Annotated in this window: 12 protein-coding genes and 2 pseudogenes; 3 read left to right on the plus strand and 11 right to left on the minus strand. The window is 51.6% G+C overall.

Annotated features, from left to right (window positions below; all coding sequences use genetic code 11):
• Window positions 1–13: 13 nt before the first annotated feature.
• From JI735_RS36545 to JI735_RS31435, 3 genes and pseudogenes are all read right to left on the minus strand, one after another.
• Window positions 14–265: a glycosyl hydrolase family 65 domain-containing protein gene (locus JI735_RS36545; RefSeq protein ID WP_233476137.1), complete on the minus strand. Its 252-nt coding sequence runs from the start codon at window positions 263–265 to the stop codon at window positions 14–16.
• Window positions 235–2,309, minus strand: a pseudogene (locus tag JI735_RS38030) (glycoside hydrolase family 65 protein). The gene JI735_RS36545 and the pseudogene JI735_RS38030 overlap by 31 nt, the downstream one beginning before the upstream one ends.
• Window positions 2,306–4,609 (minus strand): glycoside hydrolase family 65 protein, encoded by a 2,304-nt coding sequence (locus JI735_RS31435; RefSeq protein WP_039834378.1) that lies wholly within the window; start codon window positions 4,607–4,609, stop codon window positions 2,306–2,308. The pseudogene JI735_RS38030 and the gene JI735_RS31435 overlap by 4 nt, the downstream one beginning before the upstream one ends.
• 353 nt (window positions 4,610–4,962) lie before the next feature.
• Between JI735_RS31435 and JI735_RS31440 the strand changes: the two genes are divergently transcribed.
• Window positions 4,963–5,682, plus strand: a complete 720-nt coding sequence (locus JI735_RS31440) for a Crp/Fnr family transcriptional regulator (RefSeq protein ID WP_269847273.1) — start codon at window positions 4,963–4,965, stop codon at window positions 5,680–5,682.
• Between the two features lie 221 nt (window positions 5,683–5,903).
• On the opposite strand, the gene JI735_RS31445 is transcribed toward JI735_RS31440, so the two are convergent.
• From JI735_RS31445 to ric, 5 genes and pseudogenes are all read right to left on the minus strand, one after another.
• Window positions 5,904–6,722, minus strand: coding sequence for a formate/nitrite transporter family protein (locus tag JI735_RS31445; RefSeq protein ID WP_039834379.1), 819 nt, complete (start codon window positions 6,720–6,722; stop codon window positions 5,904–5,906).
• Window positions 6,723–6,764: 42 nt separating this feature from the next.
• Window positions 6,765–7,085: a nitrite reductase small subunit NirD gene (gene nirD, locus JI735_RS31450; RefSeq protein ID WP_039834380.1), complete on the minus strand. Its 321-nt coding sequence runs from the start codon at window positions 7,083–7,085 to the stop codon at window positions 6,765–6,767.
• 30 nt (window positions 7,086–7,115) lie between these two features.
• Window positions 7,116–9,543 (minus strand): annotated as a pseudogene (gene nirB, locus JI735_RS31455) (nitrite reductase large subunit NirB).
• Between the two features lie 213 nt (window positions 9,544–9,756).
• On the minus strand, window positions 9,757–10,512 hold the full coding sequence (locus JI735_RS31460; RefSeq protein ID WP_039834385.1) for a hypothetical protein: 756 nt from the start codon (window positions 10,510–10,512) through the stop codon (window positions 9,757–9,759).
• A 118-nt stretch (window positions 10,513–10,630) separates the two neighbouring features.
• Window positions 10,631–11,347: an iron-sulfur cluster repair di-iron protein gene (gene ric / locus JI735_RS31465; RefSeq protein ID WP_039834391.1), complete on the minus strand. Its 717-nt coding sequence runs from the start codon at window positions 11,345–11,347 to the stop codon at window positions 10,631–10,633.
• 464 nt (window positions 11,348–11,811) lie between these two features.
• Here ric and JI735_RS31470 point away from each other — a divergent pair, with 464 nt between their 5' ends.
• Both JI735_RS31470 and JI735_RS31475 read left to right on the plus strand, forming a co-directional pair.
• Window positions 11,812–12,027: a helix-turn-helix transcriptional regulator gene (locus JI735_RS31470; RefSeq protein ID WP_039834386.1), complete on the plus strand. Its 216-nt coding sequence runs from the start codon at window positions 11,812–11,814 to the stop codon at window positions 12,025–12,027.
• Window positions 12,014–12,457 carry a DUF6773 family protein gene (locus JI735_RS31475; RefSeq protein WP_039834387.1) on the plus strand — a complete coding sequence of 148 codons (444 nt, stop codon included), beginning with the start codon at window positions 12,014–12,016 and terminating at the stop codon, window positions 12,455–12,457. Before JI735_RS31470 ends, JI735_RS31475 begins: the two co-directional genes overlap by 14 nt.
• A 203-nt stretch (window positions 12,458–12,660) precedes the next feature.
• Here the strand turns inward: JI735_RS31475 and JI735_RS31480 are convergent, their stop codons facing one another.
• The 3 genes from JI735_RS31480 to JI735_RS31490 all read right to left on the minus strand — a co-directional run bounded on the left by JI735_RS31480 (window position 12,661) and on the right by JI735_RS31490 (window position 14,427).
• The gene (locus JI735_RS31480; RefSeq protein ID WP_039834388.1) at window positions 12,661–13,383 is read right to left on the minus strand and encodes a hypothetical protein; all 723 of its coding nucleotides are present in this window, start codon (window positions 13,381–13,383) and stop codon (window positions 12,661–12,663) included.
• 307 nt (window positions 13,384–13,690) lie between these two features.
• The gene (locus tag JI735_RS31485; protein WP_020429149.1) at window positions 13,691–14,008 is read right to left on the minus strand and encodes a winged helix-turn-helix transcriptional regulator; all 318 of its coding nucleotides are present in this window, start codon (window positions 14,006–14,008) and stop codon (window positions 13,691–13,693) included.
• A 95-nt stretch (window positions 14,009–14,103) separates the two neighbouring features.
• Entirely contained in the window at window positions 14,104–14,427 is a 324-nt protein-coding gene (locus tag JI735_RS31490; RefSeq protein WP_039834389.1) for a protein YxiS, read from the minus strand.
• Window positions 14,428–14,439: the final 12 nt, after the last annotated feature.

Here is a 14,439-nt window from a genome sequence, read left to right on the forward strand (position 1 = left end):
TTTCTGGCTTTTATCAATTTTCTGCCGCTGCCGGTTCCGCCAAGCGCAGCCGCAGCTCTGCACCTGGTCCGCACAGCTCAGCCGGGCCGCCGAATCCGGCAAAAGCCAGAGCCTCACGGTTGCCCGCTGCCGCTGTAATCACGATTTCATCACGAGTGACACGCAGGCTGTATTGACCTCCGCGCAGTGTAACCGGCAGTTCGACCGACTGCCAATGCTTGGGCAGCGCCGGCTTCAGGCAGACGGTAGCTCCGTCGAACTGCACCCCGCGAAGCCAAGCACCGCGGCCATCCACGCCCCGCCATTCGCTGCCGGATGCGTGCCTCCGATATAGAGATCCCCCACATATTGCTTCGATTCTCCGGTAAGATCAACAGTAGCCGTCCGCATAAAATATGGATAACCCCAATCCGGCGAGCCGATCTCAGCCGCCACCAGCGCGTAGATGCATGGGCTAAGGCTGGAGCCATGCTCGGTGCGCGGTTCATAGAACTCCCAGTTCGCCTGCTTCACTTCCTTAGTAAAAGCTGATTTGAACAGGTTCAGCATCAGCACAACATCCGCCTGCTTCAGGATTCTGGTGGTGGTGGCGAGCCCGTTGCCACCGCCCCAATATTCGTTTTTGTTAATCACCCGTGACCTCAGCTCCGTCAAAGTGACCTCTTCGAGCTGGAAATAACGGTCAAATTGTTCAATCAGGAGCGTATCCGGGTCCGGCTGGGGAAGATACAGCCCCTCCAGCAGCGTCCGGAATTCTGTCAGGAACGGGCCTCCTGTAAATTGCCTATGCAATTCGCGGTAAGCTTCCGGGTACCTGCCCTCCAGCAATTCTGCACTGCGCAGGGCAATTTCCAGGGTTTCTTTCACCAAGGCATTAGTAAATGCGTTATTGTTCACACGCTCGTGATATTCATCCGGACCGGTAACATCCAGAATCTCATAGCGCTCTTTTACCGGATTGTAATAGGCATACGAATAGAAAAACCGCGCACACTCCCAAATAACCTCGGCCCCGCCGTCCAGCAGCAGGCTGTCGTCACCTGTAAACTGAATGTACTGCCAAATTCCATGCACCACATCGGCACTGATATGGACCTGCTTATCACGGAAATACGTCCGTATAGGGCGGCCCGTAAAGACATCATTCACATTGAAAAGAGTGCAGGCATCATCACCCGAATCCTGACTCTCCCAGGCATAGAACGCCCCAAGATATCCGTACTCAGCCGCTTTGCGCCGCGCGCCATCCAGCGTGTGAATCCGGTACATCATCAGATTGCGGGCAACTCCGGGATCACTGTGGAGAAAAAAGGCAGCATGAACATTTCTGTATCCCAGAATACCGCGCCTTTGTAGACCTGGCCGGATAAGCCCCGTGCCGGGATGGACACCTTCTCCGACGCCGTAGGCGCGATAATCATCAGCTGATACATGCTGTATCTGAGCGCTAACTGTGCGGCAGCGTCACCTTCAATGAGGCAATCGCAGCGGGACCAGCGTTCCTCCCACGCTCTTCGGTGAGCCTGCAGCAGTTCCCGGTACCCTTTCTCTGCTGCCGCCTGAACCGCTTGCTCTGCCAATTCCTCCGGAGCACCTTCCATGTCCAGACCGGTATATACGGCTGCATATTTGAACCATTCATAGATCTCTCCAGCCTTGGCATCAAAAGTAACCCTCCGCAGGGCTCCAGCCTTGGAGAGCTTCAGCCTGCCAAATCCGAACACTGACAGCTCAGCTGCAGCAACCGGAAGCTGGAGCTCCCCCGTGGCCGCAGAAGCCAGCAGCACCCCATCCTTGAACACTTCCTCCTTATCCTGCAGATGGGGGCCGTTAATATCCCACACTTCACTGTCGATGCCCGTCTCAATCGTGATCCGGCAGTCCGCTGTACACTTCACAGTCTGCCTGCTGGCCAGCACATGCAGCTCAGCCATACTGGCAAAACGTTCAGCCGTGTAGATCAGCTCGCCGCCCTCCGGGATGCGGTAAACCGTCTCTCTCCGGTGAACCGCACTGCGGATATCCAGCTCCTGCTTGTGATCCAGCGGTTCAGTCTCCAGAACACTGAGGCGCTGTCCGTTGCAGACCAATGCCGTGTACAACCCGTTGGGAGCATTAACCGGCTCCCGCCACCGCTCTCCGGCCTGATCGTACACGCCCGCGAGCGTCACCGCAGCCAGCTGATCCCTGCCGAACTCCTCCAGGGTGCCGCGATAGCCCATATAGCCATTTCCCGTCATGTATTTGTTGCCGTTGGTTATGATCCGGGCCTTGTCAAAACTTGAATCGCGAACGGTCCAGCTCATCATGCCAGCATCCCTTCGCCCAGCGGAAGCACTGTGCCTGCGGCATCCACCATAATCTGCTGTCCATATACCAGAATGCTGGCTGTTCCGCCTCGTAGAGCTTTGAACCTTACATGCTCACTGTCCACTGTAATGCCCAGCAGCACCCCTTCATACATCACCTGGAAGCTGTAAGAGGTCCAGCGCTGCGGCAGCGTCGGACGGAAGGAGAGACGTTCACCGTCTGAACGCATGCCGCCGAAGCCGTACACGATATTCATCCAGACCGCAGCAATCGAAGTGGTATGCAGGCCTTCGCGGGTGTTCCGGTTGTAATTGTCCAGATCAAGCCGGGTCGCAAACTCGAAGAATTGATAAGCCTCCTCTTCTTTGCCGATCTCACAGGCCAGAATAGAGTGGATCGACGGCGAAAGCGAGGATTCATGAATGCATCTCGGCTCGTAAAATTCGTAATTGGCCCGTTTGGCTTCCCGGGAGAATTCTCCATTATATAAGAACATAAACATCAGCACATCGGGCTGCTTGATCATGTCATAGCGGTACAGCCGGTCGTAGGACCAGTTGGAATACAGCGGGAAATCCGTCACAGGTATGGAATGAATATCGATGTGCGGCAGATCAAAATAACCGTCATGCTCCTCGTACACCCCGCTGTCCGGGTCAAGCGGTATCCGCATATGCTCTGCCTTGCTGCTCCAATCGGTTAATTCTTCTGTCCGGAGCCCTGTCTTCCTGATAAGTTCAGCATAGGCATCCGGCACCTGTATCTCCATCCCGGCAAGCGTCTCCAGCGTAAATTCGAACATTTTCTTCGCCATAAGATTAATGTAGCAGTTATTATTCACCATCAGCTGGAATTCGTCAGGACCCATCACGCCAAAATAACCATATTCCCCGCTGCGCTGCCCCCACTGTCCGCGGGTGGCGTAGAACCGGCTGATCTGAATCAGCATCTCAGCACCTTTGCTGTACAGGAAATCCCTGTCGCCTGTGTTCTTCACATAATGCCAGATGCCGTAGGAGACCGCCGTGCCGACATGAAGCTGGAGGTTGGAGTGCTGCCACAGGTCGCAGCTTTCGGTTCCGTCTATCGTGGCAATCGGGTAGCAAGCCCCCTCGCAGTCCACCTCCTTCGCGCGGTCCATTGCCTCCGGCAGCGTTTTGTAGCGGAATTCCAGCAGGCTTTTAGCCGCTTTGGGGTTGTTGAACATATAGAACGGCAGACAATACGATTCCGTGTCCCAGAAAGCCAGCCCCCGGTAGGCTTCACCTGTCAGCCCTTTGGCTCCGATATTATAGCCGGGATGATCGCCATGATACGTCTGATAGAGCTGAAAAATACAGAAACGGATGCCCTGCTGATTCTCGGGATCACCTTCAATACGGATGTCGCTCGTCTCCCATATTCCGCTCCAATAGGCGGATTGATCCGCGAACACCTCAGCATCATTGCGTTTGGAGGCAGCTGCCGCCAGCTCCAGCCCTTTAGTCCAGAGCGCATCCTCATGAAGGTAAGCCTCCTGATCTCTGCAATGGACAGCAAGCTTTGTATAAGAATCCTTTGTGCCTTGGGTTAATTGCAGCCTAAAGGCCTGCCCGATAAAACGGTCGCGTTCTACCTTTGCCGGCTGCAGTTCCTGGGAGGATTGCAGAACAAAGCCGGAAAACAGCTTATTGCCTGTGTTCAAGGTGCTCGCCATAATGGCTGTAATACCGTCTTGTACGCCGCAACGCAGACTTCTCCACATGCTCTGTCCGCGTTCCTCATGGATGCTGCCAAAATCAAGTCCGGTGCATATCTCCACAGCTCCTGAGAAATTCAGCGGCTCGAACACAACCTGCTGCAGGCCCAGATGGGAATCCGTCATGCTGACCAGCCGTGTAAATGTGAGCTTCAGCTTCTTGCCGCTCCCCAGCAGCCAAATGAATTGGCGGCTATAGGTGCCTGTGCGGAAATCCAGTCTGCGGCTGTAATCCGATATCCGGCTGTGGGCCAGATCCAGCTGCTCCCCCTCTACCGTAAGGCGTGTATGCAGCCAGTCCACCGCATTTACCATGTAGCGCAGCGAACGGATCATTCCCTTGTAATGATTGCCGATCTCCAACTGCTCATGAAGGCCATTGAAGTAGCTGCCCGGCAGGGAATCACCGCTGTAGCCCTCCTCGGCATAGCCGCGCACTCCCATATACTCGTTGCCTACGGAAAAAATCGATTCCGAGGTCCGGTTCCGCAATGGATCGAAGCCCTCCTCGATAACCGCCCAGGGATCAACCTTCAGATATTTGTCTGCTACTTTTGCCATGAATGAACTCTCCTTCTCCCGAGTTGTGTCCTCCGGCTTCATGAATTAGAAACCGCAGGACGCTCACTTCCAGCGTAGCTCTCAGAAGAAAGAAGGCCAATGTCAGCCGATAACAGAGTTATGTGCATTTTTACGGAGTTGAAAGAAATCAACAGATTGCGTTATGCTAGAAAAGACTTTGTCCCCGATTAAGGCCAAAATCATATTAAATCTCACACCTTTGAAGTGAAAATTATCACAATGTTAAAAATTCGACACTTTTTCGAGAAAATATTCACCCATAAAGAGGAATTTCAATGTATAATTAATTTAAAATTTACTGAAAAACTGAGGGAATAAAGGGGATGTCGATTATGATAAAGGAACATTATAATGTTATCGAAGCCCACGGAAATACAAACTGTTTCTCCGAACAGAACTTTAACCGGCTTCTGGTCACAATGAAAGAGCGTATGGTGCCAGAGGGCTCTCACCTGTTTTGGGAGGGTGACTACTCGGATAAATTGTTTTATATCAAACGTGGACGTGTGAAATTAACCAAATCTACCGACGAAGGCAAAGAACTCATTCTGTATATGTATCAGGCAGGCGACATGGTAGGTCAGGCAGACCCGTTCTTCAGCACCAAGCACAGCTTTACCGCCGAAGTGATTGAGGAAAGTGAAGTTGGCGTTATCGAGCAGAAGGATCTGGAGATTCTGATCTGCCAGCATTGTGATTTTGCTATTGACTTTATGAAATGGATGGGTATCCATCACCGTCTCACCCAGACAAAATTCCGTGATCTGATGATGTACGGCAAGCCCGGCGCACTCTGCTCCACGCTGATCCGTCTGGGCAATACCTATGGGGAGAAGTCCGGGGACAGCATTCTGATCAACAAAAAAATTACGCATACGGATCTCTCCAACATGATCGGTGCTACCCGTGAGAGCGTCAACCGGATGCTGAGCGATCTGCGTAAAAAAGATGCTGTGGAATATGAGAACGGCATGATCGTCATCAAGGATCTTTCGATGCTTCAGGACATCTGCCACTGTGAATTATGTCCGAACGAAATTTGCCGCATTTAATTTCCTAATACTAATACCCTCTATTCTCCTCAATGAATCATATATGACCCGGAATTATTGCATAAACTAATAGAGTGGTCAAAGGCGCCTTGTCCGGCGTCTTTTTTTATGTAATCACCACGGAGCCGCCCCTGCCCTTCCTTCAATAACTGGACAAGTTTTCAACAGCGCTCATGCCAAAAAAGCCCTGCGGTCATTCGACCACAGGGCTCTGCAAAGAGTTAGCTTACTTGTTTTTTGGTTCCGGTGATAACGCCTGGCCGTGCGGCCCGCACCGGGGAAATCAGCCAATAGGCCATGCCGACAAATACGCCCCCGCCAACAATATTGCCTAAGGTCACAGGAATCATATTATGAAACCACCCGGCCAGACTGACCGTTTCGGGATGGTTTGGCAGCAGCACCGCTACGCTCAGCAGCGTCATATTGGCCACACTGTGCTCATAACCGCTCGCGATGAAGGCAAACAGACACCACCAGATCAGCACCAGCTTAGCGGTTTCGCTTTTGGCGCGCGAGGCCATCCATAGTGCCAGGCAGACCAGCCAGTTACAGAGAATACCGCGGAAGAACAGCTCAGAGAAGGGCAGACTCATTTTTTTGGCGGCTGCGGTGAAGATCAGATGTTCCGCCGGAGCAGCGCTGAACAATCCAGTGCCCCGGATCAGCAGAGCCAGAACCACGGCTCCGGCTACATTCCCGATAAAGACGATGATCCAGTTCTTCACTGTATCCCACACACTGGTCCGGCCGGCAAGGGTGCTTACGGTGAAAAACATATTGTTTCCGGTGAACAGCTCCGAGCCGGCGAAGACCACCAGCGTGAGGGCAATCCCGAAGGACGTCCCCATAATCAGCGGCTGAAAAGGGGATTTGACCGCCGCCAGCGGTGCTCCCAGCGAAAAAATCAGAATAATACCAATACCTACATAAGCTCCGGCCAACAATGCGGCAAGAAAATACTTCGGCAGACTTTCATTCATTTTGTCACGTTTGGCTGCTGCCGTCTCTACGATATTTTCCACACTTTGCGTAAACACCCGTCCACCCCGCCATTCCTCATTAAAATAGATGATGCCAGCCTACAAGCAGACCTTTACACGATCTCCGTCCAGCTCTACCGGGTATACCTTCACCTTGCCGTGATCCGGGGCCTGCACTTCGCCGCTGCGCAGATCGATCTTCCAGTCATACAGCGGATCATACAGATAGCTGCCGGAGACGATACCCTCAGCCAGCGGACCGCCTTTTGGATGCGGACTGCGGTTCTCTATGGCATGAATATCTCCGTCAGAGGTGCGGAATATTGCCAGCTCCACCCCACCCGCAACGACAACCCGCCCAATCTGCAGCAGGAAGTCCTGCGTCTTGCCTACAGCATATTCTTGTGTCGCAGTTTTCATCGTGCTCTCTCCTCCTCAAGTCGGTATAGGTCAGACTCTGGTCTGTTCAAACAATGCGGTACGCGTCTCTTGGTCATCCAGCATTTTTTTCCACGGATCCGAAACCTGTGCCAGGGCAAAATCAATCCGGGCCGCCAGCTCCTTGCGGTTGTCTTCGTTGTCCAGAATCACCCGCTGGATCTGCTCAAGCCCGATGCGTTCCACCCACTCGGAGGTCCGCTCCAGATAATTGCCGGTCTCACGGTAATACTGCATGACTGCGGAGCAGACCTCAATCAGCTCTTCATCGGTTTTCACTTTGCAGAAGGAATCAGCGATCCGCGGCTTGATTCCGCCGTTACCGCCAATAAAGATCTCCCAGCCGCCATCGTTGCCGACGATGCCGATATCCTTCAGTGCAGGATTCCGCACAGTTGCGCGGGCAGCCGTTAACCGCCATCTTGAACTTGGCCGGAAAATCAAGACGCTCGTATTTGCGCTCAAGCAATGCCCCCATACCCATGGAATCCTGAGTGCCGAACCGGCAGAACTGGGAACCTACACAGGTTTTTACGGTACGGAGCGATTTCGCATAGGCATAACCCGATGGCATATCAAGCTCTTCCCATACTTTAGGCACATCCTCTTTTTTGACTCCAATCAGGTCCAGGCGCTGTCCGCCGGTTACCTTCACCACTTTTACATCATATTTCAAGGAGACATCAGCAATCCGCTTCAAATCCTCCGGTGTAGTAACCCCGCCATACATGCGCGGCACAACCGTAAAGGTGCCATCCTTCTGAATATTCGCACTCATCCGTTCATTGACGAAGCGCGATTCCTTCTCATCCTCATGCGTATCCGGGTAGAGCATACCCAGATAATAGTTCACGGCCGGACGGCATTTCGAGCAGCCCTCAGCTTGCTTCCAGCCCAGCACATTCATGACCTCTTTGGTCGTTTTCAGGCCTTTCGCGGTGATTTCGGCCACAATTTCATCCCGGCTCAAGGTGGTGCAGCCGCAGATTCCCTGCTTGGCGCCCTGCTGGAAGCTGTCTCCAAGGACAAACTGCAGGATCTGCTCAACGACCGGCTTGCAGCCGCCGCAGGAGCGGGTAGCTCCGGTGCAGGCCTTGATCTCATCCACAGTCGTGAAGCCATTCTCCGTAACGGCATCGACAATGGCCTTTTTGGTCACGCCGTTGCAGCCGCAGACAATCTCTTCATCTGCCATCGTCTCTACCGACAAGCCCTTCTTCGCTCCGCCTCCGCCGCAGCAGCCGGTGCCCATAACCTCGCTGTAAATCTCGTCGGTCATCTCCGCACCCTGCTTCACCAGCTTTTGCAGATTCGCCGATTCCGTGACATCACCGAACAGCACTGCACCGACGATAATATTATTTTTGAGCAAAATCTTCTTGTAGGTCCGCTTCCATTCATCCTTGGCCGAAATGACCGTATGCTCAGCGGTTTCCGTGAATTCACCGGCAGAGAAAACATCCACTCCGGAGATTTTCAGCTTGGTGGCTACAACCGATCCTTCATAAGGCTGAGTCGGTACGCCGCAGAGATGCTTCGCAAGCACACTTCCCTGCTCGAACAGCGGTGCTACCAGACCGTAGCAGATGCCTCTGTGTTCTGTACATTCGCCAACGGAATATACACCCGGGACCGAGGTTTGCAGATAATCATCAACGACAATCCCGCGGTTAACCGTAATGCCGCTCTCTCTGGCCAGCTGCGTATTCGGCTTAATCCCAACGGCCATAACGACAAAATCCGCTGCCAGCTCCGTTCCGTCACTGAAACGCAGTCCGTTGACACGTTCGTCCCCGGTCAGTTCAACCGTCTGTTTGCCCATGGCAAATTTCACGCCCTGGCGCGTAAGCTCCGCCTGAAGCATAGCGGAGGCATTGTGATCCAGCTGCCGTTCCATCAGATCCTCCAGCAGATGTACGACCGTAACATCCATGCCGAGGTTCACAAGCCCTTTGGCTGCTTCCAGTCCGAGCAGTCCGCCGCCGATCACTGCCGCCGTGCGGTACTGCTTGGCTGCGGCAATCATAGCATCGCAATCGGCAATATCGCGGAAGCCCACTACCCCTTCCTTGTCACTGCCCGGTACAGGCAGAATGAACGAATTCGAGCCTGTAGCAATGATGGCCTTGTCAAAAGGAACCGACATCCCGTTATCTGTGATAATCTGCCGTGCCGCTTCATCGATTCGGACCACGGTCGTTCCTGTGTGCAGCGTAATATTGTGATCCGCATACCACTGGCGGTCATTCAGCACGATTTCTTCTATGGTTTTACTTCCTTCAAGCACGTAGGACAGCATTATCCGATTGTAATTGGGATGCGGCTCGCTGCCGAATACAGTAATATCATAAGCGCCGCCAAGCTTCAAAATCTGCTCTACCGTCCCGACACCTGCCATACCGTTACCAATGAGTACTAGCTTTTCTCTCTCCACTGTCATTGTTGTGCCCCTCCTCAAACCATCTGCATTTCATCACAATACATCTGATAGTGAAATTATACTGTTGATTTTCGAATAGACTTTGTGATTGCAATCACATTAAATGTGAAGACTTTCACATAATTTCAGTGAGTTAACCATTAGCCTTTTTGGACAAAAAACACCAGATTCCCGAGCATATAAGCAAAAGAAATCTGGTGTTATACTCTTCCACTAACGCAGCACAAGTGCTACCTCCAAGGTATCCTGGGGCCTAAGCTTCATATCGGTTCCACTGTCCAGCAGCTGCTTGCCGTTGACCTTCAGTGTCCATGCCTCATTGCTGAGCGGCTTGTAATCCATAATGCTGATCACTGTCTTATTGTCCTCGGCCAGTAGAACCATACCGCTGCTCTTCAGCACACCCCGGACGGACAGATCCTCGGAATACGGCAGCACATACGAATGAGTCATTTCCGGCTGCTCGCTTCCGCCGTTCACGGTAAAAATGACCGGCTGCTGCTCGGCCCCGGCTGCCGCGGGTTCTGCCGCAATAAGGATGCTGTCGCTGCGGTCAACGCCGCTGTTCCAATCTAATATTCTTTTGCCGTTCAATTGTATTTCCCAAATCCACTCGGGGCTCAGGGATACTTTGTTGACCGTCAAGAGACTGTCCCCGTCATCCGCCAATGTGGCTACCCCACTCTTCTTAAGCAGTTCAATCAGCGGCATGCCATCCTTATAAGCCTCGCTTATCTGTCCCCCGGAGCTTCCGGCCAGCTCGCTGTCACCGACACGCACCGAAAATGCAGGTCCTGCATTCCCGGCTCCGCCGTTGTTCCCTTCGTTCTGGGCGTCAAGAACCGAAGAGCAGCCGCCCGTTACTGCGATTATTAATATTCCCAGCCAAATGCGCCACACCCATTTCGCGGACATTTCCGGCACCGCCTTCTTCTTGCCCGCTCTCAGTCTCCGCTGCTGCTCAGGCATGTCTTGATGAAATACATAGTCTTTTTAAGAATAACGTAATCGGGTGCCATTCTCAATTCTTCCTGCCCCATTGCTATAAAAAAAGTCCCCGAAGGGACTCGTGAAACTGCTCAAGCTTCTATTGGTAACGCAGGAACAGGATATTATTCTCCAGATGGACATGCTCAAAGGTCATTCCCTCCAGCTCTTCAAGCCGGGCATAGGTGAGACGGTAAGTCGTGCAGGCATGCTCCGGCGGTGTGTAATCATTGGTAACTCTCCGCAGCTCGCGCAAAATATCGCCCGCCCCGTCATGCTCCGCTTCCAGCGTACGCAGAAGTCCACGCAGCTCGGTCAGGCTGTCCTCTGTAGGATTTTTCTCATAAGCCAGCATTTTGGGAAACTCGCTTTCTTCTTCCTTGGCCGTATGCTCCAGCAATTCCTCCCGCAGCGTATGGAACAGCCGGTACATTTCCGCCAAATGCGGGGAGTCCTCGCCGTGTACCCGGAAGACCTTGGTCACATTCTGGGCAATCAGCGGCAGCTCCTCGCGCAAATATCTGTGATGCTTATTGATAATGAAGTCGACCAGCTCTTCTGATGAAGCTTCGTTCCAGGCCGTATCTTCTTCCAGCACCGGATGCTCGGCCAGCAGCTTGTTCAGATCCTGGAGCACTGCTCCTGTATCAAGCCCTTTTTCTGTTGCAGCCTCTGCCAGAGGTTTTGCGCCTCCGCAGCAGAAATCAATCCGCTGTGCCTTGAAATAATCCGCCGCTTTGGGGAATTGAAGGACGATATCCCTTACCATGGCTTCACCGGAAAAATGGACGGAACCTTCCGTCACTGTATTGTTCAATTGTTTGGCCGTCATGCTGGCCCCTCCCTTACGTTGTTGGTTTATATAGAGTGAACTTAAGATATTTACATTAGGGACTTCGTCGGGACTACGGAGAATGTTTGGACTTCCGGCCGCTGTTGTCTGCAGATTTCTTGATTTGTACCGCTGTTCGCGGTTGAAATCCGCAGACAAAGGCGGACGCTACCGCTCCTACAGTTCCAAACTTCCCCTCCATCCCTTTTCCCTTTTGTTACTTTTTCAAGTTCGCTTTATATAGGTTTTCTTTTACCCTCTTACCTTAACGCGGGCAGGGTTGGCGGCTTGTGATTGTACGCACTAAATATAAAAAATTTTAATGAACGTCAGGATCTCAAGCATAGTTTAGGAAGTTTAGTTCAACGATGACCCTCTCTACATCTGCATATGTAAAATATATTTGACATTAAGAATGATATATATTACATTTTAGACGAGGTGAAGGAATGGGGAAAAATTTAAGGCTGAAGGCCTCCAGAGCGGCAAAAGATATGTCGCAGAAGCAGCTGGCAGACGCTGTGGGAGTGACAAGACAGACGATTATTGCCATCGAGAACGGTGACTACAATCCCACGATCAGGTTGTGTATTGAGATTTGCTTAACCTTAGGGAAGACGCTGGATGAACTTTTTTGGGAGGGTGATGAGCATGGGGAGAACTAATCTGGACGAAAGACAACTGCAAAACAAGCACAAGGCGGGGAATCAGGCGTTTATCCTGCTGGCCTTCCTGCTGCTTGCGGATATGGGTCTGCAAAATTACGGAATTCACTGGCTCGAATATCCCCTGAGCAACTACATTATTTTTCTTATCGGTGTGGGTTCTTACCTGGTACGGATTATCTGGAACGGTTCCTATGTAGGGCCGGGCAGCGGGAATCTGACGGCTAATGGCCGAAGCTTATTGGGTGCAGTTCTGGCCATTCTTGTCGCGTTATGCGTCATCACCGCCGCCTGGATGGGCTCATCCGGAAAAACCTCTGGCGGCACCGGCGCCGGGCCGGTCATTCTGATGATTTCTACAGCTGTCGGACTGGTCATCCTGGGTACGGTGTTCTGGATCAGAAGAAGAAACAACCGGGAAGAAGCATAGTTTTACGATTGTGTTCCTAAACACAACAAATACACACGAAATGCATACAAGTGGAAACGGCTACGCCGTCCTTTTAAAGGACGGGGAGTTTCAGCGAGAAATAGAAGGATAATTTATAGCGTGAAAAATATAAATTCTTATATTTTCAAAAAAACACCCCTTAATCGAGGTGTTTTTATTACGATATCCCCTTATTCATTGCTCTATTTCACATTTGCCCGCATATACGTCCGCTTGCCCTGAGCATCCTTCAAATATGGTCCCAGCCCGGCAAAACGCGAGTGGTCGACATAGACGCCAGTCATCCAGCGGCCTTCGGTCAGGCCTCCGTTCCACTGCAGCACCAGATCGGGAGCAGCGATCCACTCCTGATACACCCGGATGTTCGATTCCTGATATTCTTTGCAGCGCTTGCCGTTTTCAGTCAGACGCTGTTTGCTCAGATAGGTAGGTACGAAGTATGTGGAAATCGTGTCCAGATCGGCCTCCTCCAAAAAAGCTTCCTCACCCAAATAGGGCTGGAAGAGCACTGTATTTTCATACATCGACCAAATCACTGCCTGCAGCACCATGCTCTGCCGGATGCCATTATGATAGGTGAATCTGCGCTGCTGTCCGGAGGATGGAAACGCCGGACCCGCCGAAGGCTCCAGGCAATGGCGCTCACAACCGATGCATTTCCAGCCCGCCTCGCTCTGAATCCATTTTTGAAAAACACTGCCGCTATCGTTATCGCCTTTATATAAGGAAGAGATAATCTCATAAGGTACCCCGATCCAGTCATTCCACAAGGAATCGGGAAGGTGGCTGTGAAGCATGAACAGCACTTTGTCGTAAATTAGCTGCACCCTGATTGAAGCACTCTCCAGTTCGGCAACGTCTTTTTTTCCATAGGTTATTTCCCGGGAAAACAAGGTGGTTGTCATCTTCCTCGCCTCCTAAAAGTTTGGTTGGCATTACTCCCTGATTTAGCTTCGTACAAAACTTACTTCAAAAGCATATGCTTAGTTTGGTTGGCAGTCTGAATAAAACATACTTTTTATGTCAGCGTTGCCATATTAAACCTATACCCAATTATCACACAGTTATGTGCCATACGACAGAGTAAGGCAGCAACTTTTTTCTATTATATTATATTCTGACATGTTATGTGCATTTTTATTTTACGCTGTTTGCAAAAAGCCCCTCTTTCCATCCGGAAGGGGGGCTATCCACAGGACATTTAAGCGGGTGCTATTCGACCCAGCTCTCCGCCCAAGACTGAATCTGCTGCATAACCGGCTCAAGCGCACGGCCTTTGGCTGTCAGTTCATACTCGATGCGTACGGGTGTTTCCGGGTACACATGGCGTACCAGAATTCCTTCACACTCCAGGTCCTTCATTCGTTCGGACAACATCTTATCGCTCATCGACGGGATTAGACCCGAAATATCCTTAAACCGTTTGGGTCCGCTCATCAATGTCTGAATAATAAGTCCATTCCAACGTTTACCTAAGAAGGAGAAGGCCGATTCGAATCGAGGGCACATCGTCAATTGATGTTCTTCCATTATTCTCACCTCTCACTTTCGAAACTTACTATAAGTTAGTATATATAATTTTAACACATTTATAACACAATGAACATCGTTTGGCAAAAAAAAGTTCAACCCTCTGAGTCTTGCCGCGTTTTCCTCCCCGCTATTGCCTCAGACACAACGTATGCGAGGTCATCATTGCTGTACAGGGACAATACCCCAAGCACGGTATCGTCGGAAATAAACCCCGCTTCTTCAATGGGGACAGTCAATGACAGCGCATGGCTCAGCGCCGCATTTCCTTCCTGCTGCGGATAGGCCTCAAGATACAGTGTATGCGGGTCCAGCTTGTTGTTCACACACCACTGGGCAAAAACCAGGATCATCATTTCCTCATCCCGCTTGTAGCTCTCGATAATTTGTTCTTCCCTTGATTTGCGGTAATCATCCATGTTGTTTCCTCC

It is taken from the genome of Paenibacillus sonchi (assembly GCF_016772475.1).
Taxonomy (GTDB): domain Bacteria; phylum Bacillota; class Bacilli; order Paenibacillales; family Paenibacillaceae; genus Paenibacillus_AQ; species Paenibacillus_AQ sonchi.